This is a genomic window from Ensifer sp. ENS11 (genome assembly GCF_014851895.1).
Taxonomy (GTDB): domain Bacteria; phylum Pseudomonadota; class Alphaproteobacteria; order Rhizobiales; family Rhizobiaceae; genus Ensifer; species Ensifer canadensis.
In genome coordinates, this window is the sequence record NZ_JACVAN010000006.1 from 286,662 (window position 1) to 309,923 (window position 23,262).

The window sequence follows — 23,262 nt, forward strand, 5'->3', positions numbered from 1 at the left end:
TTTTTTCTGCCGTGGTTACAAAAAGGGTACCGGCCCATGAACAAGCTCAGTGGTGATGTGAAGGGCAAGCGCGTGGCGATGGTCTGCGGCGTGCCGATGGATGTCGAGAATTGCCCGGTGCGCGACGTCATGGACAACATCGGCGGCAAGTGGAACTCGCTGATGATCCTGTCGCTGGCCGACGGGGCGTTGCGCTTCTCGGAACTTCGGCGGCTGATCCCCGATATCTCCCAGCGCATGCTGACGCAGACGCTGCGCGACCTGCAGCGCGACGGCTATATCAGTCGCACGGTCTTTCCGACGCAGCCGCCGAGCGTGGAATATGCGCTGACCGATCTCGGGCGCTCGTTGCACGAATTGCTGAAGCATTTTGTCGATTGGTCGGCTGCCAACCATGTGGCAATCCGCGCCTCGCGCCAGGCCTATGACGGCGCGCCTTGAGCGGCTATTGCTGACTGCATGAAGAGACTCGATATCGGTATTGCCGGCGCCGGGCCGGCCGGGCTTGCCTCGGCGCTTTTGCTTGCGCGGCAGGGCCACCGCGTTGAAATCCTGGAACGTTTCGCGGACGTCGCGCCGGTCGGCTCCGGGCTGATGCTGCAGCCGACGGGGCTGACGGCGCTCGCCGCGCTCGGGTTGCTTCAGCCGATCATGGCGCTCGGCAGCCGCATCGACCGGCTGCACGGCGCCGATGCCAGGAGCGGCCGCACGGTGCTCGACGTGCGCTATGACGCGCTTGCGGGCGGTCGCTTCGGGCTGGCCGTTCAGCGCGCAGCGCTGTTCGGCGTGTTGCATGATGCAGTTACAGCGGCCGGCATTGCCATTCGCACCGGCATGACGCTGACCGCGGCCAAGACCTCGGGCGAAAAGGCGGTGCTGACGGATGCCGCCGGCCAGGAGGCGGGGCGCTATGATCTCGTCATCGACGCGACCGGTGCCCGCTCGACCATTGCGGCGGGTGCCGCGACGGCGCCCGGCGTGCGCGAGCTTGCCTATGGCGCCTTCTGGGCGACGCTCGACAGTGACGGCCTGACCCATGATCCAAACGCACTGACACAGCGCTACGACCGCGCCAAGGTGATGATCGGCATCCTGCCGGCGGGCCGGGCGCGACCGAAGGCGCGAGACCATGTTGCCTTCTTCTGGAGCGTCAAGGTCGGCGATGCCGACGCCGTGAAGGCGGCGGGTCTGGACAGATGGAAGGCGGCAATTCGCGACTACTGGCCGGATTGCGCGCCGCTGCTCGACCAGATCGACGATTGGGACCAACTGACGCTGGCGCGCTATGCCCACCGCACCTTGCGCCCGCCGACGTCGGGCCGCGTCGCTTTTGTCGGCGACAGCGCGCATTCGACCAGCCCGCAACTGGGGCAGGGCGCCAACATGGCGCTGATCGATGCGGCGACGCTTGCCCACACTTTGTCGCTTACCGACGATATCGACGCGGCGCTGGCCGCGTATGGCCGGGCGAGGCGCAACCATATGGCGCTGTTCCAGCTGCTGTCGCTGGCGTTCACGCCCTTCTACCAATCGGACTCCGCAGCGCTTGCCTGGCTGCGCGACCGGCTGGTGGCAACGATCGCGCGCATTCCGCCTTCGCCGGCGCTGCTCGCCTCGATAGTTTCGGGCACGCTGATCGACCCCTTTGCAGCCGCGGGCCTCAAGGAGTGCGACTGGCAGGCGATATGCGCGCAGCCGGTCGCCGAAAGCGCTGTCGCCGTGCCCGCCTGAGCGTACCGCGAGACCGCGCATCCGCGTGCAAACCCTGTATAAGGCCCGCTCAGCATAATTCCTCAAGTTGGATTCGATTTAAGGAATTATGCAGCAAATATAAGGTGTTACGGCGTCCTTTGCGCGTCATGGACGCGCGGCGCTGTAGAGGGACGGAAATGCCGACCCTCAAATGGTTCTTTGCGTTGGCGAGGTGTTGTGATGACAGAATTTGTGGCTGCGGTTCTGGTGCATGTCGCCGATGTGGATGCAGGGCTTTCCTGGTATCAGCGCGCCTTCCCAAGCGCAGAACGTCGCCGTCTGGACGCCTTCGATTTCGAGTATCTGAAGATCGGTTCGACCCATCTGGAAATCGTGCCGGCGGACGAGAAGGTGGCGAGCGGCGCGGCCGGTTCGGTCGTCTATTGGCAGGTCGAGGATTTCGACCGGGCGCTTGCCGATTTCAACGGTCTGGGCGCGCCGCTCTATCGCGGCCCGCTTGCGATCGAAGACGGGTTGTGGATGTGCCAGGTTCGCGACCCCTGGGGCAACTGCATCGGCCTTCGCGGGCCACGCAGCGGGCAGGAAACGGCTTGAACATCCGACGCACCTGAACGGCGGCAAACGTCAAGCACGCGGCGCGGCAATTGCGCCTACTGCATGTTTCCTTAAATCCTATTCGATTTAAGGATCAAAACATGCAGCCATTCAAAGTGCTACAGCGACCTTTGCGCGTCTAATAAGACGCGCGGCGCTGTAAGGGACCGAGCATGCCGCATGGATCAACGGAAAATGGCCCACAGCGCAGGCTGGAGGCCATTTTCGTTTGCGGTCGGTGCGGATCGGGGAACGCCCGATCCTGGCTTATGCGGCGCGGCGCAAATCCTCGACGCCGAGGGCGAATTCGACGGCGGCGTCGGCGTGGATCGCGGTGGAGTCGAAGCCCGGCAGCGGCAGGCTCTTCGGGTCGAGGATCAGGCAGATCTCGGTGCAGCCAAGGATGACGGCATCGGCCCCTTCGGCCTCCGCCGTGTCGATCAGGTCGATCAGCGCCTTGCGGGAAGGGCTCAGCACCTTGCCGGCGCAAAGCTCGTCGAAGATGATGTTGTGCGTCAGCGTGCGGCCAGCAGCGTCGGGCACCATCACTTCGATGCCGTGGCTCTTCATGCGCTCGGCGTAAAAGCCGTGCTCCATCGTGTAGCGGGTGGCAAGCAGCAGCGGCTTGCGAACGCCGGCGGCCTTGAGGCGGGCTCCGGTCTCGTCGATGATGTTGATCAGCGGAATGTCGACGGCCGCCTGCACGGCGTCGGCGATCAGGTGCATGGTGTTGGTGCAGATCAGCACGCAGTCGGCACCGGCCGTCTTCAGCCCATGGGCAACATCGGCAAGCCGCCTGGCGGCGTCGTCCCAGCGGCCGGCCTTCTGCAGGTCGACGATCGACTGGAAGTCGACGGAGTGCAGCAGCACCTCGGCCGAATGCAGCGCGCCCAGCCGCTCGCGAACGGCCTCGTTGACCATGCGGTAATAGACCACCGAGCTTTCGAAGCTCATGCCGCCGATAAGACCGATCTTGCGCATTTCCATCGTTTCTTTCCCTGATCCTGTCGCCATCCGCACCGAAGTGCGGCCAGCTGTTTTCGATGGGGAAACTATGCCGGACCTTCGTCCGCAATGGTTCGCTTTGATGGCGCGAGAATGGTCGTTTAGCGCGAATGAATTGCGCAATGACTGTTGATTGTGCAAATATGCAGCGTATCGTTTCGATGAAATGGGAGTGGTGAGCGTGCTGGACGAGAGAGACAGGAAGCTTTTGACGCTGTTGCAGCAGGATGGGAGCATGGCCGTCGGCGAACTTGCCGACCGGGTGAACCTTTCGCTGTCCGCCTGTTCGCGCCGCATCCAGCGGCTGGAAGAGGCAGGTTACATCGCCAAGCGTATCGTCGTTCTCAACCGCGAGCGCATGGGCGTGCCGACCACCGTGTTCGCGATGATCAAGACTGCGCATCACTCCGACGAGTGGATCGAGACATTTCGCCGGGCGATCAGCGACATCCCCGAGATCGTCGAGGCGCATCGCCTGACCGGCAACTACGACTATATCGTCAAGGTCGTGTTGCCGCGGGTCGAACACTACGACGTGGTCTACAAACAGATCGTGCGCAAGGTGGAGCTCTTCGACGTTTCCGCGTCTATCTCGATGGAGATCCTGAAGAGCGGCACCGCGGTGCCGGTCGATTATGCGGAGTGATTGAGACGATGAGCGAGAACGGCATCAAACTGGCCGAGGCGCTTGTGGTCGTCGACGTGCAGCGCGCCTTCATATCGGGTGCGGATGCGGTGCCGGATCTTCTGTCGCTGCAGCGGGCCGTCGGCCGGCTGCTTGAGCGCGCGCGCGAAAAGGCAGTCCCCATCATCTTCGTGCAGAACGACGGGGAAAAGGGTGCGCCGGACGAGCCGGGCACGGACGGCTGGCAGTTGTTCTTCGATGCGAGCCCCGGTGAAACGGTCGTGCGCAAGTCCGTCGACGATGGTTTTCACGACACCGATCTGGAGGCGCGGCTGAGGAGCCATCGGGTCGAAACCATCGCCATCTGCGGCATGCTGTCGGAAATGTGTTTGGCGGCAACGGCGCGCCGGGCGATGGACCTCGGCTTCCAGGTGATCCTCGCCCACGACGCGCACGCCACCTATGACGTGCCACCGGGGCCGGGCGGCTCGGAAAAGGTCCCGGCGCACATGGCGGCGCGGGCCGCCGAATGGTCGCTCGGCGACGAGATCGTGCTGGTCGGAACCATCGACGAAATCGGCTTCGAGCCGGCGATGGCGCAGGCGGGGTGATGCCACTCCGGGCTATCTCATGCCTTGTTGGCAAACCACACTGTCGGCGTGCCTTGCACACCGCCGTTGCGCATTGCCGTTTTCAATTCGTCCAGGTTGCCGAACGCCTGAGCCGCTTCAAGCGTGGCAAACTCATGGGTTACGGTAACATCGTTGGGATTGTCAGGGGCTTGATAAACCGCCTCCGCCAAAACGCCGTTTGCCTTCTGCACCGGCGAAAACGCATCGTATACCCTGCGCCAGGCCGCGTAGTCGAAGACTTCGTGTCTTACGAACAATGTCGTCATATCATCCTCCTGCGTCAGGTTGGGTTGGGACGAGTGTCCTGCCCGGAGGGGCCTTTGTGATGCCGAGACATCGGCGCAAGCGCCTTAAGACCGTCTTGGCATGATGTCGGATGCGGCACCCCGGTTACTGGGATTGGACGAGTAACACCAGAGTTTCGGGCAGCACGCCATCATGCGTCATCGCATCCGCTGCCGCTTTTGTCTGCATGAAGGCCTCCAATTTTGCCATGTCGGCAACATCCATGACCAAGCCGACGCGGTTGGATGCCTGAGGGTCTACAAATGTGCGGATGTTTGTGACGCCGATCGGTTCGAAGATCTGCTTGCGGAGCGGCGAGGCGAGCCAGTGTTTGGTGTCTTTGACATCGTGATAAGCCATAACGGTAGGCATGATGTCCTCCCTTGTGGGTCAAATATTCAACTACACTGCTGCGTTTGGTAACGTTCATTTCAATGATGCTACGAATGTGGCTGTTTTCGACCCGCCCATCCGAAAGATATCTCTGCAATCACTTTGGATTAATTCGGAAAAATCGCATTCATTGGGTCGTTCTGTCGCGGCTGAGCTTTCGGTTGTTTCACTTGGCGACCCTCGCGCTCTGGTGTCGAATGCTTCACGAGCGGTCGCGACAGAATGAAATGGTAAACCGGGGTGAGGGCTCGGCTGTGGGCGCCGGCATCCGGTAGCCCATCGCAAGCTTGATATGGAGGGCTTGGACGGCCCCGTCCGGGGCTTGCGATGTTTCTGTCAACTGCCTAGCGAATCTACTGGATGTCGGTTTGCTGGAGGTGGATATGAAAGTGGATGGCCTTTGCCGCCCGCCAATAATCACGCCGCAGCTTGTTTGGCAGGTGCCAGCATTTCCGCGGCCCTGGCATAGCCGCCGTCCATTCCGTCGAGAAAATGTAGGTGTGAATCAGGTCTGCCGGATGGGATCAGGCAGGTCATCAGCGCATGAGACTGGCGGTGTAGACCGAAACTGACTTCGCCGCGTTGTCTGGCGGCGACAAGGATGGCTTCGACCCGGTCGATCTGCTCATGCGTGCAATCGAGCGTCAGGCGCAAGCCGTCATCGCACTTGCGGAAATCCGAATTGGCCGCGACCGTCGACCAGCGCGCCGGGTCGACATCCATCCGCTCATCCTTTGGTACCGCGACCGCCTCCGGCACCGGATGAGCCTGGCGCTGCCCGGCCTCGAGAACGGCAAGGACGCTTCTCGCCAGGGCGGCAAAGTCCTGAGCGCCGGTCTGTTCGGTCGGCTCTACCAGCAAGGAGAGAATTTCACCGCGCTGGCTGGGAAACGGCTTCCATTCGCACCGGAGACCGGTCAGGTTCGGTTGCGTCGTATCCCTGTCCGGCCTTATCAGGTAGCGCCCGCGCTTGATCTGCTGTTCCGCCCATTTCAATCCGCCACCGGCAAACATGGTATAGGTGGCGTCTTGCGATGCCGCGTAGCGGGCGATCCTGACATCGCTTCCGTTGGCGCGGACTTCGCGCACGGACAACAACCCGGTTCGAAGCGTCAGGCCAAGGCTGTCGCTCGCAAAGGCCGCGACCTGACGCAAGGTCGATGCCGCGGTTGCGGCCGCCTCCGGCGGCAGGGCGAATGCCGCGCCGTCGCCACGAAACACGAAGGGAAAATCGAACGTCCCCCGGGCGTTGCCGAAGGCGACGATCGCGGAGGCGCCGGCAAAGTTGACGTCCTCATAGCGCCCGGACCTGATCGCCGAGGTCGAGTCGACGACATCGGTAATGGCGATGTGCCAATCGTCGGGCAATGGCTCATAGATGGCCGGGTCGACCACATCAGAGAACTCACTATAGGCTTGCGGCGGCTGGGTGTGGCTGTTGCTCATCCGTGTTCTCCAAGTGGGCATAAGGGGAGGTCAGGTCTGCCGGGTGAGCGGCCAGACCTGACCGGATGGCCTTCAGACCAGATTGGTCTCGACATCGATGTTGCCGCGTGTCGCCTTGGAATAGGGGCAGATCTCGTGGGCTGCATGGATCAGTTCATGGGCGACGTCGCGGTCGAGGCCCGGCAGGCTGACATTGAGACGTGCGCGCAGGAAGTAGGAGCCGTCATTAACGTTCAGATCGATCTCGGTGTTGACCTCGGGTCCGGCCGTAAGCTTGATCTTTCTCTGGGAGGCGGCGACCTCGATCGCACCGATGTAGCACGCGGACCAGGCAGCACCGAAGAGGTTTTCAGCGGCCGGATGCGGCTGCGCCAGCTTGAGGTCAAGCATGCCATCGTCGCTGCGCGTGCCGCCGTTGCGGCCGCCGGTGTTGTGGGTCTTGCCGGTGAAGAGGAGCTTCTCGGTCATGGTGAAATCCTTTCTGGTTAAGTTTTATCGCATCCACTATAATCGGATGCGATGTAAATATGCCAACCCAAACCGGATGTCAATACCATTGCGATTTAATCGGATGCGATTTATATAAGGGTCGACAACGAGGACAATGGAACAGGATATACCCATGCCCAAATCCCCAACAGCAAAAGGTGCCGACGTTTCCGCGTCGCAGGCCGAATACGGCGGCAGGAAGCTTTCGAATTTTCTGTGCTTTGCGATCTACTCGGCAAACCTCGCCTTCGGTCGCGCCTACAAGCCACTGCTGGACAAGCTCGGTCTGACCTATACTCAATACGTGACCATGGTGGCGCTTTCCGAGGAAGACGAACAGACCGTGGGCACGCTCGGCGAGAAGCTCTTCCTGGAGTCGAACACGCTGACGCCGATCCTCAAGAAGCTCGAGTCCGAGGGCTATCTGCAGCGCCGGCGCGATCCGGCCGATGAAAGGCAGGTCCGCGTGACGCTGACAGCGGCTGGACGCAAACTGGTCGAAATGGAGCCCGGCGCAGCATTGACGGATGTGATCGGTCTCGGAGACGATTTTCCGGTGGTGCAGCAAACCGTGGTGAAGTTGCGCGACAACCTGTTGCGTGCGACGCATCCTGAGAAAACATGACGTTCGGTAGCCAGGAGCCGGGCAGATTCGCCGCTTGTCGGCTCGCAGGAGATAGTCAGAGCGTTAGGCGGAATCACGGAAGCGCTCTATCTCTTTGTTTTTCCGCATTTCCTGACGAAAAACCGCTTCGCACGTTTGCTGGAAATGCTCTAGGACCTGTCAGAAGCTCCACGCGACGTGGAGCTTGCCCTCCCAGACATCGAGATCTTTCTGGCCGAAGCTCAAATAGCCGCCCGTCGCTTCGATCTGGAGGTTGTCGTTCACCAGCATTCGGAAGCCCGAGCGAAGCGAAAACGCCCAGGGCGAGGGCGTCACTTCCGACAGGTCGCCGGTCAGGATCTTGCCGTCGTTGGGCCGCTCGAATTGGTATTCGGCACCGAGTTCGGCGAAGGCGAGAAACGGCTGCCCGTCCGGCAGACGGAAATAACGGCTGATCTCGGTCGAGAGATCGAGGACGCCATAATTGAAGCTGTCGCCGGGAAGGGAAACGCTGACCGGTATGTTGAGGATGCTGCCCGAGAGGTCGTAGGCGCCGCTGTCGATATGGGACCAATTGACGGAGACCTTGGGGCGGATGAAATAGGCATCGACCTTATATTGGCCGTGGAGCGAGATTTCGCCGGCAAGACGCTCCGAATCCTGTCGGCCACTCAGCACGCTCAGGTCGATATCGTTGTTGTAGCGCCCGTATGTCAGCGATCCGTCGATCGCCCAGTGTTTCGACAGACGGTAGGCCGCATAGGGGCCGAAGCTGAAGCCGTCGGTGTCGATGCCCAATGTGCCGTCGAACGCATCGGTCGAACTGTTCTCAAGGGAAACGGTCATGCCGACGACGAGGTCGTTGGTGATGCGGCGATCGAGACCCATCGTCAACGAGCGGGCGAGCGTGTCGCTGTCGCGGTCATAACGTTCGTCGGATATGTCTGCGAACTGGATATCCGACCAGAAGTTCCAGAGCGAGGGCGCTGGCAGATCGCGGCCCGGCGTCAACGGCACCTGTGATCGGTCGGCGCTTTGGGCGGCGGCTTCTTCGGCAGCGAGGTCCCGGCAGATCGGCAGGTCGCGCTGTTGCTTGTTGGAATTTATCGACCGCGGGTCGATACAGGTGTCCGGCGTGGGGGCTGCGACCACGCGGCCGCCTCTGATGGCGGTCGGGGTGCGCGGCGTGAACCCCGGAAACACCGGCTGCGGGCCGACGTCCGGGCGGCCATCGGGCAAGTTGAAACCCGGGAACACCGGCTGGGGGCCGACATCCGGGCGGCCGTCGGGCAAGTGGAAACCCGGAAACACCGGCTGTGGGCCGACGTCCGGTCGGCCATCGGGCAAGTTGAAACCCGGAAACACCGGCTGTGGGCCGACGTCCGGTCGGCCATCGGGCAAGTTGAAACCCGGAAACACCGGCTGCGGGCCGACGTCCGGTCGGCCATCGGGCAAGTTGAAACCCGGAAACACCGGCTGTGGGCCAACATCCGGGCGGCCGTCGGGCCAGTCGATGTTCGGAAAGATGATATTACGCACCTGGTTCTGGGTGTCGAGCAGGCACGGTTTTCCGCTCGATGTGTCATAGAGCTTGTGCGTGCCACCGTTGCCGTTTGAAACGACCGGCGAAAGCGAGAGATGGAGGCCGCGCTTGCTCTTGCTCCAGGTGTCGACTGTCTGATTGCCCTGAGCCGCCTCGAGGCCGAAAGACCCGGCGCTGGTTCCGGAAAGCCAGACAGAGCGGGTGGCCCCTTTCGTGTTGCCGAGATAGGCCAGGCCGCCGCGGGAACTGCAGTTCGCGGCTAATGCGTCGCCGGCTGCCCCAAAACTGCAGAGGCCGGCAATCAGCGCCGCACCCAGATATGCCATCGACGCCGCTTGTCGGACATGGAAATCAGCTCTGCGCATGCTTCCCCCAAACGCTCTGCGACATTCCTGCCGCAGCGAAGTATCGTCAATCGCTCCAAGCCGCTTCCTGGCGCTATTCCCCTTGCCCCCGAGGCGGCAGGCGACTGCCCCGCCGCACCGACTCCATTTGTATATTTCCTCAAAGCTTGCCGCACTCCCACCGTGCAATTCTAGTGGTTCGATGGCGGTTTTTCCCGCATGCCTGGCAATCGGGCCGAACTCGACAAAGCCGTTGCCGATGCTCGACCAACGTCGTCGGGGACAATGCGGAGCCGCCCGTGCGGGCGGTTCAAAGGTGAAAGAGACACGGTTGCACCCGTCGTTGCGCGAGGGCGCCCGCCACGGGCCAAGGCCGTCATGCCGTCTTCTCGGCCGTGCCGACGTCGGCATCGGATTAACTGTTACGTACTTCCCACGCGAGCGGCATTGGCTAGCCTGAGCCGATCTGTTCAGCGTCCTTGCCGGCAGCGCGGGTCGGCTCGCTCATGCCAGAGGCCACGGCCATGCCTGGCTCAATAGTGTTTACGCCTCAACGAAGGGATTTGGCCATGAGCCTTATCGACCTATTTGCGTGGATCGTGCTTGTCGTCCTGGTCTTAAGCACCGTCGCGGTGATCGTCTTCCTGGCCATGCTGCCCGGGATGATCGCCAAAAAGCGGAACCATCCGTGGGCCGAAGCGGTGACGGTGGGCGGTTGGGTGACGCTGCTGTTGGGTTTCGCCCTTTGGCCGATCGTCCTGATCTGGGCCTATGTTGACGTTCCCCGTGTCTCCAAGGTGGAGCTTGGACAATGATCGTTGTTCTTCTCAACGTCTATCTGGTCATCCTGTTCTGCCTGGTGAAGTTTCGGATTGTCCCGTTCAATCTGTTCTGGAAGGTCTCACCGATACTGGTCCTGCTCATCCTGCTGGTCGGCCTGTTCATCCCGATGAACTGGGGCGCACCGCAAGGACCCGCACTCGTCGTGCGCAATTCCGTCGCCATAGTGCCCAGCGTCGCGGGCGAAGTGGTCGAGGTGCCGGTCAAGGCGAATTCGCCGCTAAGGGTTGGTGACGTGCTGTTCCGTATCGATCCCGCTCCCTATCAGTCGCAGGTCAATGCTCTGCAGGCCCAGCTCAAGTTGAGCCAGTTGCGGCTGGCGGAGAAAACGAGATTGCAGACGACTCCCGCCGGACGCGCGTTCGATGTCGAACAATATCAGGCCGAGGTCGATCAATTGGAGGCGCAGTTGGTGGGAGCCAACTGGAACCTCGAAAAAACCATCGTCCGTGCTCCTGCCGATGGCTACGTGACGAACCTAGCGCTGCGCACGGGCGCGCGTGTCGCCAATCTGCCGCTATCACCGGTCATGGCCTTCATCGATACCTCGGAGACGATCATCGGCGTCGAGGTGCCGCAGATCGATGCGCGCTATGTCGAGCCCGGTCAGCCTGTTGAGGTGACGTTCAAGTACGAGCCCGGAAAAGTCTACGGCGGCAAGGTTGAGAGCATTCTCCAGGCGGTGGCGACCGGACAGACGCAGACGTCGGGCACTGCCGTTTCATCGAAGACCATCGAGACGCTGCCGTTCGTTGTCAGGGTAAAACTTGATGACGCCGAGTTTGCCAATCGTCTGCCCGCAGGAAGCACGGGGGATGCGGCGATCTTTACCGAACATGTCAGCGCGGCCCATGTGATCCGGAAAGTCCTGCTTCGGCAGATCGCGATCACGAACTACATCAACCCCTTCTGACTGAGGGCTAGATCGGGGCGAAACGATCAGTGCTTGTGTAAACGGCTGCGGGCGTAGGGCGGCCAGCTGCAAGCAATCATGTCCCATGCCCGGAGTCCATTTTCGGAAATCGCGTGCTGAACCCATGCTTGGCCGACGTTGCCCAATAGGTGAGGCTGCCACTGCTCTCGAATGCGTTCTGCAAATGACCAGCAGCAGCTGAAGGGCGGCATTGCGCCAGCCACACGGCGCCGAAGGCCGCCTCGCAGGGAGAGGGGGAAACGATCCTGCCAGCACCGACTTCCGGCACCCGTCTACGGTAGCCCAACACATTATTGCAACGCCGGTGCCAGCGCCATGACCGATTTTGCAAGGGTGGCATACGAAGCCGGCGGTTGTGTTGGCGCGGCGCCGCTCCACATTTGAGAAAAGTCAAATCGGGATCATGGCCATGCAGGACAGGCATCATGTCGTCGTCGTCGGTGGAGGGTTTGGCGGGCTGCAGCTCGTCAACGGGCTTGCCGGCGCGCCGGTGCGTATCACGCTGATCGACCGGCGAAACCACCATCTATTCCAGCCGCTGCTCTACCAGGTCGCGACCACGCTGATCGCTACGTCGGAGATCGCCTGGCCGATCCGCAATCTCTATCGCGACCGGCCGGAGGTAACGACGCTTCTGGGCGAGGTTACCGGCGTCGATGCTGCCGCCAAGACGGTGACGCTCAAGGGCGGGCAGGCGATCGGCTACGACACGCTGGCGATCGCCACCGGCGCGACGCATGCCTATTTCGGCCATGACGAATGGGAGCCGGTGGCGCCGGGTCTGAAGACGCTGGAGGACGCGACCACCATCCGTCGCCGCGTGCTCATCGCTTTCGAAAAGGCGGAACTCGAGGAAGACCCGGCCGTGCGCGAGGCGCTGTTGACCTTCACCGTGATCGGCGCCGGGCCGACGGGCGTCGAGCTTGCCGGCATCATCGCCGAAATGGCCCACCGCACGCTGCCGAGCGAGTTTCGCCGCATCGATACCCGAAAGGCCCGGGTGATCCTGGTGGAGGCGGGGCCGCGCATTCTGGCTGCCTTCAGCGAGGACCTGTCCGATTATGCCCGGCGTGAACTGGAAAGGTTGGGCGTGGAGGTCCGGACCGGAACGCCGGTGACGGACTGCACCGCCGAAGGGGTGACGATCGGCGAGACTTTCGTTGCCAGCCGGACGCTCGTCTGGGCCGCCGGCGTCCAGGCGTCGCCCGCCGCCCGTTGGCTCGGCATTGCCGAGGATCGGGCCGGCCGCGCGATCGTCGGCGCCGATCTTGAGGCGCCAGGTCATGACGATATCTTCGTCATCGGCGATACGGCCTCCGTCACCTATGACGGAGGCAAGCCGGTGCCGGGGATCGCGCCGGCCGCAAAGCAGCAGGGTGCCTATGTCGCGAAGGTCATCCGCGCACGCCTTGGTGGCGGCAAGCCGCCCGGCGATTTTCGCTACCGCCATCAGGGCAGCCTGGCGACGATCGGTCGGCGGGCGGCGATCATCGATTTCGGCCGCTTCAAGCTCAAGGGTGCGCTTGCCTGGTGGATCTGGGGCATCGCCCATATCTATTTCCTGATCGGCACGCGCAGCCGCTTCGCCGTCGCCTGGAGCTGGTTCTGGACCTATTTGAGTGGCCAGCACAGCGCCCGGTTGATTACCCAGAAAGAGACTTTGCGCGACGGGCAATAGCGGTGCGGCATGACAGCCGGCGGGCCTGAGCATCGCGGGTGGTGAGTGTGCCTCTACAGGTGAGTGTGCCTCTACAAGGGCTCGCTGGCTCCTGACGCAATGATGGAGGGGCGGTGGCCGGCAAGGCCCGCCGGACGCGACCGGCTGATATCAACCGTGATCGGGGATACGGTAAAAAAGACTTTGCTTACAAGCGCAAATTGTGTGCTAACTCTCTGAAATCGAGACTATAACCTGACATGCGTTGGGGGAGACGGAGATGGCAGACTTGATACATCCAAAAGCGATCGAACATCTGCCGATGTTCGTCACGCCGCCCGGGCAGTCTGACCTTCTGTTCAATTTCGTCGTGGTGTTCCTGCTGCTCGCAATCTTCGGGATCGGCACGCTCTACCTGCGCCTGCATGCCCTGCCCGAGCAGATGGCCCACGGGGGGAGCAAGGCGAAGTTCGAGGTCGTGGCAGTGCTGGCGCTGATCGCGCTGTTTACGCACAATCATCTCTTCTGGATCGCGGGGTTGATCTTGGCTCTGGTGGATCTGCCCGACATCTGGTCGCCGCTCAGATCGATCGCGCGTTCGCTGGAGAAAATGTCGGGCCGCGAACCGGAGCCGGAGCTGGACGCCCATGGGCACGTCCGTGTCGATCACCCTGTTGTTCCCGAGCCGGCGGCGTCGGCTGTCGAAACCAGGGTCGAGCCGACCTCGAATGATGGGAGGGCATGAGCCATGTTCGAGTTCCTGCTTTGCTCGATGCTGACCATCCTTCCCGACTATCTCTTTCGCCGGTATGTCCAGGGCAAGAGGTTCGGCCACGAAATCACGCTCTATTCCGTCTGGTTCGAACTTCGGTACGGCATCACCGCCTGTCTGATGCTGACGCTGACATTGATCACCCTGGTGTTCTATTTCCATCCGTCGACCAAGAACGTCACCTCGGTGTTCCGCACCGTTACCATTCTGCCGGAGACGGGCGGGCGTGTGGCCGAGGTCTATGTCCAGCGCCATCAAATGGTGGAGGCTGGTGCGCCGCTGTTCAAGCTCGACAGTACCGAACAGGAAGCGGCGATCGAGCTTGCACGTCGGCAGATTGCCGAGGTCGAGGCCGAAACCACGGTGGCGCAGACTGAGCTTGCCGCCGCCGACGGGCTGATCCAGCAGGCGCAAGGCGCCTTTCTTCAGGCACAGGACCAGCTCGAGACCCAGACGGAGCTGATGCGCCGCAACCCCAATGTCGTGGCTCCGCGTGAGATCGAGCGGCTGCAGGTGGCGGCTGACGGCCGCAGGGGAGCGGTCGACGCGGCCACTGCCAACAAGCGCACGCTGGAAACGAAGATCGCGTCGCTGCTGCCATCGCAGAAGGCAAGCGCCGAGGCAGCCCTCAAACAGGCTCAGGTGGAGCTCGACAAGACCACCGTGCGCGCCGGCTTTTCCGGCACGCTGCAGCAATTCACGCTCAGGGTCGGCGAAGTCGTCAACCCGATGCTGCGCCCGGCGGGCATTATGGTACCGTCTGAGGCCGGTCGCGTGGCGCTGATCGCCGGGTTCGGCCAGATCGAGGCGCAGGTGTTGAAAGTCGGCATGATTGCCGAGGCCACCTGCGTCGGCAAACCCTTCACCATCATCCCGATGGTGGTGACGGAGGTGCAGGCCGTGATCGCCGGCGGACAGCTGAGGGCGAGCGATCAACTGATCGACCTCTCGCAACTGGCGGCGCCCGGCACGATCACCGTTTACCTTGAGCCGCTCTATCCCGGCGGCCTCGAAGGGCTTCCACCGGGCAGCAGTTGCATCGCCAACGCTTACACCAACAGCCATGACGAGTTGGAAGCACCCGGCACCAGCACGCTGCGCGGGATCTATCTGCACGTTGTCGACACGGTCGGCCTGGTGCATGCGATGATCCTGCGTATGCAGGCGCTGATGCTGCCGGTGCAGACACTGGTGCTCGGCGGGCACTGACGGTCCGCCGCATCTGTTGACGGCAAAACGGCGCGGCGCGTGTTCGCGCCACCTTTTCCGTCGGTCGGCACGCGGGAGGGGCTAGAGCGTTTCCGGTTTAAACGGAGTCACGGACACGCTCTATCTCTTTGTTTTTGCGCATTCCCTGACGGAAAACCGCTTCGCACTTTTCCTGGAAATGCTCTAGGTGGATATGCGGCGCGCCCTGGCAACGATCCGGCGGGCATGACCAAACGCACCGGAGCGCAATTCTTGTGCCGCTTCGCAACGCCATTTCCATTCTTGCAAAATAGCGAACAGTCGGTTTGTCGCCAGTCCTGTGTCGGCGCCGGCAGGGACAAGCGGCCGCATCATGCGTCCGTGTTTTTGGCCGCCTTTGCCCGGCTGCCCGAAGACGCCTTCTTCTTCGCCTTGGCCTGGTTGTAGTCGATGGCGGCGCGGACGAGGTTCTGCAGCGCGCGCTCGTCGATCTCGTCACCTTCAAAGACGTCGATCGCGCGCCAGACCTTGCCGCCAAAGCCGTTGTTGAACAGATTTTCAGGGTCCGGCAGGCTCGCGCCGTGAGAGAAGGTAAGCTTCACCTTATCCTTGTGGGCGTTGCCGACCGCGATGATGCCATCGCGAGACCACACCGGGCTTCCCATCCACTTCCATTCCTCTGCTATCTCCTTGTCTGCTCCAAGGATGCTTTTGCGCAGGCTGGCGAGTGTCTTGCCGCGCCAGTCGCTAATCCCGGCAATCAACTGGTCGATGTGTTCCGATGCATTCATTGGGCCTCTATCCTCCGACTTCCGGCTCCGTTTCTTCCGCCGGCAAAAACTGCGCTTACTTTGCTCGTGCCAGAAACGCCGTCCTGGCTCCTCGACTGCTTGGGCGGCGCAATTGCCACCGCACAATGCCTCAAATCGGAATCGATTCAAGGTATTATGCAGCGGGATTAATGTGTTGCGGCGTGAAGCGCAGCGCCGTCGTTTCCGCAACGGGAGGACACCGCGTGACGCCATTTTCCGGCTTGCGCGGCAATATGGTGCGGGCGGGCGCTAGGTCGAGGGGGCAGCATGAATTGCAACGATAGACCATCCCATACAACGAGCGGCCGTTGCGCCGCACAGGTGCTGTCACCCGCGTCTGCGTGCGCTTGCGAACGCGCTCACTGCCGCGATGTCGGTTAGTTGCCTGACGGCACCGGCATCGTCCACGGTTCCCAGACTTCGTCGGGCCCGCCGCCGTGACGCCGGTAGAAGCGTTTGGCCGGGGCGTTGCCGGCAAGCACGGTCCAGTTGATGCGCGGCGCGCCGATTTCGGCGGCGTAGCGCTTCAGCGCTTCGATGAGGGCAGCGCCCGCGCCTGAAGAGCGCGCGGTTTCCTCGACGAACAGTTCCTTCAAAACCACCGTTGGCTTCAGGTCATAGGTCCAGGGAATGACATACTGGACGGCGATGCCGACGACGCGACCGTCGAGCTCCGCCACGAAGACCCCGAAGCGCGGGCTGTCGCAAAGGCCGTGGTCGATCAGGTCCCGCTCAGTGACGGCAAACTTGTCGATATAGCCTTCGAAGACGGCAAGACCGCGCATCAGCGCCAGCACCGTGGCGACATCGCGATGCTCGAATGGGCGCGTGGAAATGGCAATCGTCATAGGGCTCCTCAAGGGGGCTGGCAGGGGTGATCCTGCCGGCTACCTTGGCGTGTTTGCGCCGATCCGCCAAGGTGGCCGTTTGGTGGAGTGCATGGATACGCGCACAATCGAATCCGGCCCGGGGAGCCAGCGATGGCCCGCCTGATCCGCGGGCCATCTGCATCGCAGGAGTAGCGCTCAGGCGGCAAGCAGCAGCCGGGGTTCGCCGGGGGCGGCGCCTGAAGCGAAGGCCAGGCCTTCGTCTTCCCAGCCGGTAATGCCGCCGATCATGATCTTCACCGGTCGTCCGAGCCGGGCGATCTTCAGCGCCGCCTGGTCGGCGCCGTTGCAATGCGGCCCAGCGCAATAGGGGACGAACAGGGTGTCGGCCGGCCATTCGGCCAAACGCTCTGCGCTGATCTCGCGGTGGGGCAGGTGGATCGCGCCCGGCACATGGCGGCGGGCATAGGCGGCCTCGGTTCCGACCACGTGCAGCAGCACGAAATCCTGTTCGCCCTTCTTCAGCGCGGCGGCAACGTCGGAGCAATCGGTCTCGACGCTCAGGCGGCGGGCGAAATGGGCAATGGCGATCTCGGGTGCTGCGGCCTGGGTTTCGGTGACGTAGCTCATCTTTCTCTCCTGTGGCTCTGGCCTTGGGCGGTTGACGAGGAGGGTTGTAGCAATGTCGGAAAGGGGCTGGCAGATGGCAGGTTTGCCATATATGCTCAAGATCATGCCAAAACCGTCTGTCACATCGCCATCACCAGCCAATCCACTCGTCGTCGCTCTCGCCTATGATGGTCTCTGCACCTTCGAGTTCGGCGTGGCGGTGGAGATGTTCGGCCTGCCCAGGCCTGAGATGGGCGAGGGGTGGTATTGCTTCGCCGTTGCGGCGATCGAACCGGGGGAACTGAGGGCCACCGGCGGCATCAGGCTGACGGCCGATGGCGGGCTCGATCTCCTGGCTGAGGCCGGAACCATCATCGTGCCCGGCTGGCGCGGTGCCGATACCCCGGTGCCTGAAGCCCTGTGCCAGGCCCTGCGGGCGGCACATGCGCGCGGCGCGCGGGTTCTCTCCATCTGCTCCGGCGTCTTCGTGCTGGCGGCGGCCGGTCTGCTCTCTGGCCTCAGGGCAACGACCCATTGGCGCTACACCGACAAGCTCAGGGCGCTCTACCCTGATGTCGAGGTGGTGCCCGACGTGCTCTATGTCGATAGCGGCGCGGTGCTGACGTCTGCCGGCAGTGCCGCCGGCATCGATCTCTGCCTGCATCTCATTCGCCGCGATTTCGGCAGCGAGGCGGCAAACAGGGTGGCGCGGCGCCTCGTCGTGCCGCCACACCGCGATGGCGGGCAGGCGCAATTTATCGAAAGGGCGGTGCCGGAAGTGCACGAGAGCGCGCGCCTCGGGCCCTTGATCGACCGGATGCGCGCGCGGCTCGGTGAGGATTTCTCGATCGCGGCGCTGGCGAAAGCAGCGGGCATGAGCGAACGCACCTTCCTGCGCCGCTTCGAGGCGGCCACCGGCACAACGCCGGCGCGCTGGCTGCTTGGCGAGCGGCTGGCGCGGGCCCGGCAGTTGCTGGAGGAAAGCACTGTTGGCATGGAACAGGTGGCCGAAGGCTCGGGCTTCGGCTCGACCCAGACGCTGCGGCATCACTTTCGCCAGCAGCTTTCGACGACGCCCGCCGCCTATCGCGCCATGTTCGGGCGGGTGGCAGCGCAAGCGGGTGCGCCGGCCGAGGTCGCGGCCGAGTAGCCGGACCGCGCCCTGCTGCCACTACGCCTCCGACGGGGCAAGTTCGCTGCCGTTCCTGCGGAAGTACGACTTGAAGAACACGGCGTCCGGCGCCGAGACGATGACCCGGGCGACGATCGCCGTTGCCGCTATGGCAAAGACTAGGCGACCGAAGAACACGCTGGTGAAATCGGCGCCGAGGGCAACCACGACCAGCGTATCCTCCACCAGGCTGTGGCCAAAGCCCATGAAGACGCACGCGAGGAAGACCTGGCGCGGCTCGACATTCGCCTCGCGTGCCTCACGGATCAGCAGCGCGCCGCCATATGAGATCCCCAAGAGTACGCCGACGGCGGCAAACGGCACCGTCTGCGGCTTTATGCCCGCAAGGCGGAAGAGCGGCGCCATGCCCCGGTTCAGCCAGCCGAGGAGGCCCACCAGCTTGAGGATCTCGATCGTCCAGCTCAAGGCCAAGAGCACGACGAGCATGGTGGCGAGCGTCTTCAGCGTGCTGAGCGCGAAAGCGATCCAGCCGGAGCCTTCGTTGACCGGTATCCATGTGGGGTTGAGCGGCGTGGCGAGCCAGCCGGTTGCCGCGAAGACCTGGTGTAGCAGTGCCGCGAAGATGAGGCCGCCGCCGATCCTGAGCGCCCCTGTGACCAGGAAGCCAGGGCCTGCTTTTTGGATGATGCGCTGTTCGATCGGGATGGCGTGGGCCACCAGCATCAGCGCCGAAAAGATGGTCATGTCGGCGGTCGTCAGTTCCGAAACCGGCACCAGCGCAAAGACGACCACGACCGCGCCCCAGATGCCGACCAAGAGGCCGGTGAGCCAGGCGAAGGCGAGCTCGGGCGGCAGCCCGACGAGCGTCATCAGCGGTTCGAAGGCCGGTGCGACCGCCCGGATCACGCCGAGTTCCTGCAGGACATGGGTGACGATCGTGACGGGAACGATGATGCGCACCAGGTCCCAGTAGATTTCGAGAGTGGCGAGCGTCTTGCGGTAGAGGATGATGTGAACGGTCATGGCGATGCCTCCTTGAATGGGTTGTCCAAGGACTAGCGCGGGGCCATTCGCAGTTGTGGTCAAAATATGCGAATATGTGCAATAAAATTGCACGCGCATAAATTGGGGGATGGAATGGATCGGATCGACAGAAAGCTGCTCAAGCTGATGCAGGAGGATGCGTCGCGAACCAACGCTGATCTTGCCACCGAGGTCGGGCTGTCGCCGTCGAGCTGCCTGCGGCGCATCAGGCGCTTAAGATCCGCTGGTATCATCGACCGCGTCGTTGCCGTTCTCAATCCCGCAAAAGCGGGCCGAGGGGTGAAGGCGATCATCACCGTCGAGCTGGAGCGCCACGGCGAACAATATGTGCGCCGTTTTCTCGATATGGTCGCCGCCGAGGCGGCGGTGACCCAGGCCTATAGCGTCAGCGGCGCGACCGATGCGCTTCTGATGCTGCGCCTGAAGGACATGGACGAACTCGACGCGCTCACCGAGCGACTGTTCGGGGAAGGGAGCAATGTCGCGCGATACTACACCAGCTTCGTGATCCGCACCGGCAAGGAGACGACGGCAATCCCGCTTTGAAGCTTCGATGTAACTGGACGAGCTTCGCAGGCACTGCACCCCGATCTGCGGCATCAAACGAAGGCGCCGGGGCGATCTACTCCGGCGCGCAACAACGGCGTTGCCGCTATGGTCATTTGACCGCGGCGTTGCCGCCATCGGCGTAGAGCGCGGTGCCGGCAACGAAGCTTGCCATCGGGCTTGCCAGGAATAGCGCCGCCCGGGCGATTTCCTCCGGTTGGGCGATCCGCTTCATCGCATGCAGGCCTGCGGCCCATTCCTTCTGCTCCTGGCTGCCGGCAGCCGGCGTGTCGACGCCGCCCGGGAGCAGGGCATTGGCGCGGATGCCGCTCGCGCCATAGTCGGCGGTGATGCCCTTGACCAGCCCCATCAACCCCGCCTTGGAGGCGCCATAGGCGCCCATGCCGGGGATGCCGACGCTGGTGCCGACGAAGGTCGAGGTGAAGACCAGCGATCCGCCGCCGCGCTTGAGCATTGCCGGGATCTGGTGGCGGGCGCCGAGGAAGGCGGAGGTGAAGTTGGCGGCCAGCACCTCCTGCCATTCTGCGGCCGTGATCTCGGCAAGCGGCCTGACCGCGCCGACGGCGCCGGCATTGTTGACGGCAATGTCGAGGCCGCCGAACCGGCTGATGGCGGCCTCAATCAGCCGGGCATGGGTATCTTCGTCAGCGACATCGCCGCTGACGGCGATCGCTTCGCCGCCCTCGGCACGGATAGCCTCCACCACGGCATTGAGTGGTGCTTGGGTGCGGGCGTTCAAAACCACCTTCGCGCCTTCGGTGGCGAAGAGTTCTGCGACCGCGCGGCCGATACCCGACGACGCGCCGGTGACGATTGCGATCTTATCTTGCAGCATGGACATGGACTTGCTCCTCTTGGTTGAGGCGCACTGAGTATCGCCGACAAGAAGCAGCGCCCACCCGATTTGCGATGGGGACAACTGAATGATGGTGGTCATCGAAAATTTGAAGGGTCGGTCCGGATGTCAGGGTTGAGCGGATCGAAGCGTAGCATCTGCCACGATCTCGTGTTTGCCCTGCACCCTGGAAAGTTCGCCGCGGCAAAGATGACTGCTCAAGCACCTGCATGTTTCCTTTACTCCTATCCGATCAAAGGGCAAAAACATGCAGTCAATCAAAGTGCTACAGCGACCTTGGCGCATCCTAAAAGACGCGCGGCGCTGTAGGGCCGACTATCCTTCACATTCATCGGAAGAAGAAAAACCAGACGGCAAAAGCCAGCATCCAAACCAGGACATAGTAGAAAGCTTGACCCTCGATCATGGCGGCGATCCCCATTCACCGATCGAGGGCATATTAGCATTGATGCAACCGAAGGGTAAGCGGGTGCGCGCTTCAGTGCCCGCCTAGAGCATCCTGCTTTCAAGTGGAATCGCTGAAATCGGATAAGATGCTCTAGGATCAAAGTGCTAGAGCGTCCTTTGTGCGTTCATCTGAACGCACGGCGCTCTAGAAGTGCGCTGAAGGTTTTCAGATCGATGTTGCCGCCGCTCAACAGAATACCCACCCGCTTTCCGCCACAGGCGATTGCCCCCTGCAAAACGCCCGCCGCGGCCAGGCAGCCGGTCGGTTCCACGACGATCTTCATGCGCTCGGCAAAGAACCGCATCGTCTCGACCAGTTGCCCATCAGTAACCGTGACGATGTCATCGACCGTGTCTTTCAGGATGGCGAAGTTGTGGTTGCCGACATGGGTGACAAGCGCGCCATCAGCGATCGACTTCGGCACCGGGATCTGAACCACTTCGCCCTTGCGCAATGATTGCTGGCCGTCGTTTCCCGCCTCGGGCTCGACGCCAACAATGGAGCAGGCGGGCAAAAGCGCCCTGGCGCTGAGCGCGCTGCCGGCAAGCAAACCGCCGCCGCCCAGCGGAACGACGAGCAAATCGATCTCCCCGACATCCTCGATCAGTTCCAGTGCTGCGGTACCCTGTCCGGCGATGACATCCGGGTGGTCATAGGGAGGGATCAGCGCTGCGCCCCGGTCGGCGGCAAGGCGCAGGCTTATCTCCGCACGATCTTCCGTATATCGATCGTAAAAGACGATCTCGGCTCCATAGCCCCTGGTCGCCGCCACCTTTATCTCCGGAGCGTCGCGCGGCATGACCACTGTCGCCGAAACACCCTGGAGTCTCGCGGCATAGGCGAGTGCCTGGGCGTGATTGCCTGAGGAAAAGGCGACGACACCATTCTGCCGGGAGCGTGCGTCCAGCGCAGCGATGGCGTTGTACGCGCCACGGAATTTGAAAGCGCCCGCACGCTGCAGGTTCTCCGCCTTGAAAAATACGGTCGCTCCGGCTTGGGCGTCGGCAGTTCGCGATGTCAACACAGGCGTGCGGTGCGCCGCGCCGGCGATGCGTGCTCGGGCGGTCTGGACATCGTCGAAGGTCGGGATGCGCAGCGAAGCGGGTGCCGGTGCAGGATTGACCACGAGAAACCTCCATTGCGCACGCGGTGGCCCTGGGCCGAGAGGGAATTTTCCAAGGCACGGCAATGTAGCATCGCGCCGGCGTTTGCACGAGCCAGGTTGAAGAACCATTGGCGCCATCTGCCTTATGACACCGCTGACACGGGCCAGGCCGCATTGTACCGGCTTTAAGGCATCTGCTGCACAGTTCCGCGATTTTCAACAACGGCGGCCGGTGGCATAGTTTGCGCGGCTTGGCAGCGTCGCGTCAGATGGGACGCACACACGCCGCAGGACCTTGGATTTGGGATTTTCAGGCAAGGCGGGAGGGGCGGAATGCTGAAGACCTACACTGGCAGCTGCCATTGCGGCGCAGTTTACATCGAGGCAGATGTCGATCTCAGCGCCGGGACCGGCAAGTGCAACTGCACGCTCTGTACCAAGATGCGGCTGTGGTCGGTGGAGGTGGCGCCGTCGGCTTTCCGTCTGATCGCCGGCGAAGAGGCGCTAGCGGATTATCGCGGTCGCAACCCGGTCGCCCATCATTTCTTCTGCAGCCATTGCGGCGTGCGCCCGTTCGAGCGGATCGACGCACCGAACATGACGGGACACACCTATTACAACATCAACGTCGCCTGCCTCGACGGCGTCGATATCGACGAACTGATGGCCGCACCCGTCACCTACTTCGACGGACTGCACGATGACTGGGGCTCGACACCATCAGAGGTGCGGCATCTGTAGGGCTCGTTTCTGAAAATCCTGACCCCTTGTGTTACGCAGTTCTTGATGCAGCCGTCA

General features: G+C 62.6%; 26 protein-coding genes. 14 read left to right on the forward strand and 12 right to left on the reverse strand.

The window, feature by feature from the left end; translation table 11 throughout:
- Positions 1–36: 36 nt before the first annotated feature.
- From IB264_RS14645 to IB264_RS14655, 3 genes are all read left to right on the forward strand, one after another.
- Entirely contained in the window at positions 37–441 is a 405-nt protein-coding gene (locus IB264_RS14645) for a helix-turn-helix domain-containing protein (RefSeq protein ID WP_025427630.1), read from the forward strand.
- An 18-nt stretch (positions 442–459) separates the two neighbouring features.
- Positions 460–1,731, forward strand: a complete 1,272-nt coding sequence (locus IB264_RS14650; protein WP_025427629.1) for an NAD(P)/FAD-dependent oxidoreductase — start codon at positions 460–462, stop codon at positions 1,729–1,731.
- Between the two features lie 201 nt (positions 1,732–1,932).
- A complete protein-coding gene (locus tag IB264_RS14655; RefSeq protein ID WP_025427628.1) occupies positions 1,933–2,307 on the forward strand; it encodes a VOC family protein in 375 nt (124 codons plus the stop codon).
- 267 nt (positions 2,308–2,574) lie between these two features.
- Here the strand turns inward: IB264_RS14655 and IB264_RS14660 are convergent, their stop codons facing one another.
- Positions 2,575–3,294 carry an aspartate/glutamate racemase family protein gene (locus tag IB264_RS14660; RefSeq protein ID WP_025427627.1) on the reverse strand — a complete coding sequence of 240 codons (720 nt, stop codon included), beginning with the start codon at positions 3,292–3,294 and terminating at the stop codon, positions 2,575–2,577.
- A gap of 199 nt (positions 3,295–3,493) precedes the next feature.
- Between IB264_RS14660 and IB264_RS14665 the strand changes: the two genes are divergently transcribed.
- Both IB264_RS14665 and IB264_RS14670 read left to right on the forward strand, forming a co-directional pair.
- On the forward strand, positions 3,494–3,958 hold the full coding sequence (locus IB264_RS14665; RefSeq protein WP_025427626.1) for an Lrp/AsnC family transcriptional regulator: 465 nt from the start codon (positions 3,494–3,496) through the stop codon (positions 3,956–3,958).
- 8 nt (positions 3,959–3,966) lie between these two features.
- The gene (locus tag IB264_RS14670; protein ID WP_038577231.1) at positions 3,967–4,548 is read left to right on the forward strand and encodes an isochorismatase family protein; all 582 of its coding nucleotides are present in this window, start codon (positions 3,967–3,969) and stop codon (positions 4,546–4,548) included.
- Between the two features lie 17 nt (positions 4,549–4,565).
- On the opposite strand, the gene IB264_RS14675 is transcribed toward IB264_RS14670, so the two are convergent.
- The 4 genes from IB264_RS14675 to IB264_RS14690 form a co-directional block, all read right to left on the reverse strand.
- Positions 4,566–4,835: an antibiotic biosynthesis monooxygenase gene (locus tag IB264_RS14675; protein ID WP_025427624.1), complete on the reverse strand. Its 270-nt coding sequence runs from the start codon at positions 4,833–4,835 to the stop codon at positions 4,566–4,568.
- Between the two features lie 124 nt (positions 4,836–4,959).
- Positions 4,960–5,226 (reverse strand): hypothetical protein, encoded by a 267-nt coding sequence (locus tag IB264_RS14680; protein WP_025427623.1) that lies wholly within the window; start codon positions 5,224–5,226, stop codon positions 4,960–4,962.
- A gap of 438 nt (positions 5,227–5,664) precedes the next feature.
- Positions 5,665–6,693 carry a DUF3095 family protein gene (locus tag IB264_RS14685; RefSeq protein ID WP_025427622.1) on the reverse strand — a complete coding sequence of 343 codons (1,029 nt, stop codon included), beginning with the start codon at positions 6,691–6,693 and terminating at the stop codon, positions 5,665–5,667.
- Positions 6,694–6,765: 72 nt separating this feature from the next.
- Complete coding sequence (locus tag IB264_RS14690; protein WP_025427621.1) at positions 6,766–7,161, reverse strand: Ohr family peroxiredoxin; 396 nt, start codon at positions 7,159–7,161, stop codon at positions 6,766–6,768.
- A gap of 154 nt (positions 7,162–7,315) precedes the next feature.
- Between IB264_RS14690 and IB264_RS14695 the strand changes: the two genes are divergently transcribed.
- Positions 7,316–7,807, forward strand: coding sequence for a MarR family winged helix-turn-helix transcriptional regulator (locus IB264_RS14695; protein WP_025427620.1), 492 nt, complete (start codon positions 7,316–7,318; stop codon positions 7,805–7,807).
- A gap of 159 nt (positions 7,808–7,966) precedes the next feature.
- On the opposite strand, the gene IB264_RS14700 is transcribed toward IB264_RS14695, so the two are convergent.
- Positions 7,967–9,655, reverse strand: coding sequence for an autotransporter outer membrane beta-barrel domain-containing protein (locus tag IB264_RS14700; RefSeq protein ID WP_156408091.1), 1,689 nt, complete (start codon positions 9,653–9,655; stop codon positions 7,967–7,969).
- 587 nt (positions 9,656–10,242) lie between these two features.
- Between IB264_RS14700 and IB264_RS14705 the strand changes: the two genes are divergently transcribed.
- From IB264_RS14705 to IB264_RS14725, 5 genes are all read left to right on the forward strand, one after another.
- Positions 10,243–10,488, forward strand: a complete 246-nt coding sequence (locus IB264_RS14705; protein ID WP_025427618.1) for a DUF3302 domain-containing protein — start codon at positions 10,243–10,245, stop codon at positions 10,486–10,488.
- Positions 10,485–11,426, forward strand: coding sequence for an HlyD family secretion protein (locus IB264_RS14710; protein ID WP_025427617.1), 942 nt, complete (start codon positions 10,485–10,487; stop codon positions 11,424–11,426). The genes IB264_RS14705 and IB264_RS14710 overlap by 4 nt, the downstream gene beginning before the upstream one ends.
- 430 nt (positions 11,427–11,856) lie before the next feature.
- Entirely contained in the window at positions 11,857–13,125 is a 1,269-nt protein-coding gene (locus IB264_RS14715; protein ID WP_025427616.1) for an NAD(P)/FAD-dependent oxidoreductase, read from the forward strand.
- Positions 13,126–13,384: 259 nt separating this feature from the next.
- Positions 13,385–13,849, forward strand: a complete 465-nt coding sequence (locus tag IB264_RS14720) for a hypothetical protein (protein WP_025427615.1) — start codon at positions 13,385–13,387, stop codon at positions 13,847–13,849.
- 3 nt (positions 13,850–13,852) lie between these two features.
- Positions 13,853–15,085 (forward strand): HlyD family secretion protein, encoded by a 1,233-nt coding sequence (locus IB264_RS14725; protein WP_025427614.1) that lies wholly within the window; start codon positions 13,853–13,855, stop codon positions 15,083–15,085.
- Between the two features lie 350 nt (positions 15,086–15,435).
- Here IB264_RS14725 and IB264_RS14730 read toward each other — a convergent pair whose 3' ends face one another.
- The 3 genes from IB264_RS14730 to IB264_RS14740 all read right to left on the reverse strand — a co-directional run bounded on the left by IB264_RS14730 (position 15,436) and on the right by IB264_RS14740 (position 17,333).
- Positions 15,436–15,855 (reverse strand): DUF1801 domain-containing protein, encoded by a 420-nt coding sequence (locus IB264_RS14730; RefSeq protein WP_025427613.1) that lies wholly within the window; start codon positions 15,853–15,855, stop codon positions 15,436–15,438.
- Positions 15,856–16,253: 398 nt separating this feature from the next.
- The gene (locus tag IB264_RS14735) at positions 16,254–16,724 is read right to left on the reverse strand and encodes a GNAT family N-acetyltransferase (protein ID WP_025427612.1); all 471 of its coding nucleotides are present in this window, start codon (positions 16,722–16,724) and stop codon (positions 16,254–16,256) included.
- A gap of 177 nt (positions 16,725–16,901) precedes the next feature.
- Entirely contained in the window at positions 16,902–17,333 is a 432-nt protein-coding gene (locus IB264_RS14740) for a rhodanese-like domain-containing protein (protein WP_025427611.1), read from the reverse strand.
- A 73-nt stretch (positions 17,334–17,406) separates the two neighbouring features.
- Between IB264_RS14740 and ftrA the strand changes: the two genes are divergently transcribed.
- A complete protein-coding gene (ftrA, locus tag IB264_RS14745) occupies positions 17,407–18,462 on the forward strand; it encodes a transcriptional regulator FtrA (RefSeq protein ID WP_051509172.1) in 1,056 nt (351 codons plus the stop codon).
- Between the two features lie 21 nt (positions 18,463–18,483).
- Here ftrA and IB264_RS14750 read toward each other — a convergent pair whose 3' ends face one another.
- Entirely contained in the window at positions 18,484–19,467 is a 984-nt protein-coding gene (locus tag IB264_RS14750; protein WP_025427609.1) for a nucleoside recognition domain-containing protein, read from the reverse strand.
- 114 nt (positions 19,468–19,581) lie between these two features.
- On the opposite strand from IB264_RS14750, the gene IB264_RS14755 reads away from it, so the two are divergent.
- The gene (locus IB264_RS14755) at positions 19,582–20,034 is read left to right on the forward strand and encodes an Lrp/AsnC family transcriptional regulator (protein WP_025427608.1); all 453 of its coding nucleotides are present in this window, start codon (positions 19,582–19,584) and stop codon (positions 20,032–20,034) included.
- A 112-nt stretch (positions 20,035–20,146) separates the two neighbouring features.
- Here the strand turns inward: IB264_RS14755 and IB264_RS14760 are convergent, their stop codons facing one another.
- On the reverse strand, positions 20,147–20,896 hold the full coding sequence (locus tag IB264_RS14760; RefSeq protein WP_025427607.1) for an SDR family oxidoreductase: 750 nt from the start codon (positions 20,894–20,896) through the stop codon (positions 20,147–20,149).
- Positions 20,897–21,483: 587 nt separating this feature from the next.
- On the reverse strand, positions 21,484–22,485 hold the full coding sequence (locus tag IB264_RS14765; RefSeq protein ID WP_025427606.1) for a threo-3-hydroxy-L-aspartate ammonia-lyase: 1,002 nt from the start codon (positions 22,483–22,485) through the stop codon (positions 21,484–21,486).
- A gap of 312 nt (positions 22,486–22,797) precedes the next feature.
- On the opposite strand from IB264_RS14765, the gene IB264_RS14770 reads away from it, so the two are divergent.
- Positions 22,798–23,205, forward strand: coding sequence for a GFA family protein (locus tag IB264_RS14770; RefSeq protein ID WP_025427605.1), 408 nt, complete (start codon positions 22,798–22,800; stop codon positions 23,203–23,205).
- Positions 23,206–23,262: the final 57 nt, after the last annotated feature.

What these genes read in the sequence shown, in the direction of transcription:
- IB264_RS14645 (WP_025427630.1), top strand. Translation starts at nt 37, where the DNA reads ATGAACAAGCTCAGTGGTGATGTGAAGGGCAAGCGCGTGGCGATGGTC.
- IB264_RS14650 (WP_025427629.1), top strand. Translation starts at nt 460, where the DNA reads ATGAAGAGACTCGATATCGGTATTGCCGGCGCCGGGCCGGCCGGGCTT.
- IB264_RS14655 (WP_025427628.1), top strand. Translation starts at nt 1,933, where the DNA reads ATGACAGAATTTGTGGCTGCGGTTCTGGTGCATGTCGCCGATGTGGAT.
- IB264_RS14660 (WP_025427627.1), bottom strand. Translation starts at nt 3,294, where the DNA reads ATGGAAATGCGCAAGATCGGTCTTATCGGCGGCATGAGCTTCGAAAGC.
- IB264_RS14670 (WP_038577231.1), top strand. Translation starts at nt 3,967, where the DNA reads ATGAGCGAGAACGGCATCAAACTGGCCGAGGCGCTTGTGGTCGTCGAC.
- IB264_RS14675 (WP_025427624.1), bottom strand. Translation starts at nt 4,835, where the DNA reads ATGACGACATTGTTCGTAAGACACGAAGTCTTCGACTACGCGGCCTGG.
- IB264_RS14680 (WP_025427623.1), bottom strand. Translation starts at nt 5,226, where the DNA reads ATGCCTACCGTTATGGCTTATCACGATGTCAAAGACACCAAACACTGG.
- IB264_RS14685 (WP_025427622.1), bottom strand. Translation starts at nt 6,693, where the DNA reads ATGAGCAACAGCCACACCCAGCCGCCGCAAGCCTATAGTGAGTTCTCT.
- IB264_RS14690 (WP_025427621.1), bottom strand. Translation starts at nt 7,161, where the DNA reads ATGACCGAGAAGCTCCTCTTCACCGGCAAGACCCACAACACCGGCGGC.
- IB264_RS14695 (WP_025427620.1), top strand. Translation starts at nt 7,316, where the DNA reads ATGCCCAAATCCCCAACAGCAAAAGGTGCCGACGTTTCCGCGTCGCAG.
- IB264_RS14700 (WP_156408091.1), bottom strand. Translation starts at nt 9,655, where the DNA reads ATGGCATATCTGGGTGCGGCGCTGATTGCCGGCCTCTGCAGTTTTGGG.
- IB264_RS14705 (WP_025427618.1), top strand. Translation starts at nt 10,243, where the DNA reads ATGAGCCTTATCGACCTATTTGCGTGGATCGTGCTTGTCGTCCTGGTC.
- IB264_RS14710 (WP_025427617.1), top strand. Translation starts at nt 10,485, where the DNA reads ATGATCGTTGTTCTTCTCAACGTCTATCTGGTCATCCTGTTCTGCCTG.
- IB264_RS14715 (WP_025427616.1), top strand. Translation starts at nt 11,857, where the DNA reads ATGCAGGACAGGCATCATGTCGTCGTCGTCGGTGGAGGGTTTGGCGGG.
- IB264_RS14720 (WP_025427615.1), top strand. Translation starts at nt 13,385, where the DNA reads ATGGCAGACTTGATACATCCAAAAGCGATCGAACATCTGCCGATGTTC.
- IB264_RS14725 (WP_025427614.1), top strand. Translation starts at nt 13,853, where the DNA reads ATGTTCGAGTTCCTGCTTTGCTCGATGCTGACCATCCTTCCCGACTAT.
- IB264_RS14730 (WP_025427613.1), bottom strand. Translation starts at nt 15,855, where the DNA reads ATGAATGCATCGGAACACATCGACCAGTTGATTGCCGGGATTAGCGAC.
- IB264_RS14735 (WP_025427612.1), bottom strand. Translation starts at nt 16,724, where the DNA reads ATGACGATTGCCATTTCCACGCGCCCATTCGAGCATCGCGATGTCGCC.
- IB264_RS14740 (WP_025427611.1), bottom strand. Translation starts at nt 17,333, where the DNA reads ATGAGCTACGTCACCGAAACCCAGGCCGCAGCACCCGAGATCGCCATT.
- ftrA (WP_051509172.1), top strand. Translation starts at nt 17,407, where the DNA reads ATGGCAGGTTTGCCATATATGCTCAAGATCATGCCAAAACCGTCTGTC.
- IB264_RS14750 (WP_025427609.1), bottom strand. Translation starts at nt 19,467, where the DNA reads ATGACCGTTCACATCATCCTCTACCGCAAGACGCTCGCCACTCTCGAA.
- IB264_RS14755 (WP_025427608.1), top strand. Translation starts at nt 19,582, where the DNA reads ATGGATCGGATCGACAGAAAGCTGCTCAAGCTGATGCAGGAGGATGCG.
- IB264_RS14760 (WP_025427607.1), bottom strand. Translation starts at nt 20,896, where the DNA reads ATGTCCATGCTGCAAGATAAGATCGCAATCGTCACCGGCGCGTCGTCG.
- IB264_RS14770 (WP_025427605.1), top strand. Translation starts at nt 22,798, where the DNA reads ATGCTGAAGACCTACACTGGCAGCTGCCATTGCGGCGCAGTTTACATC.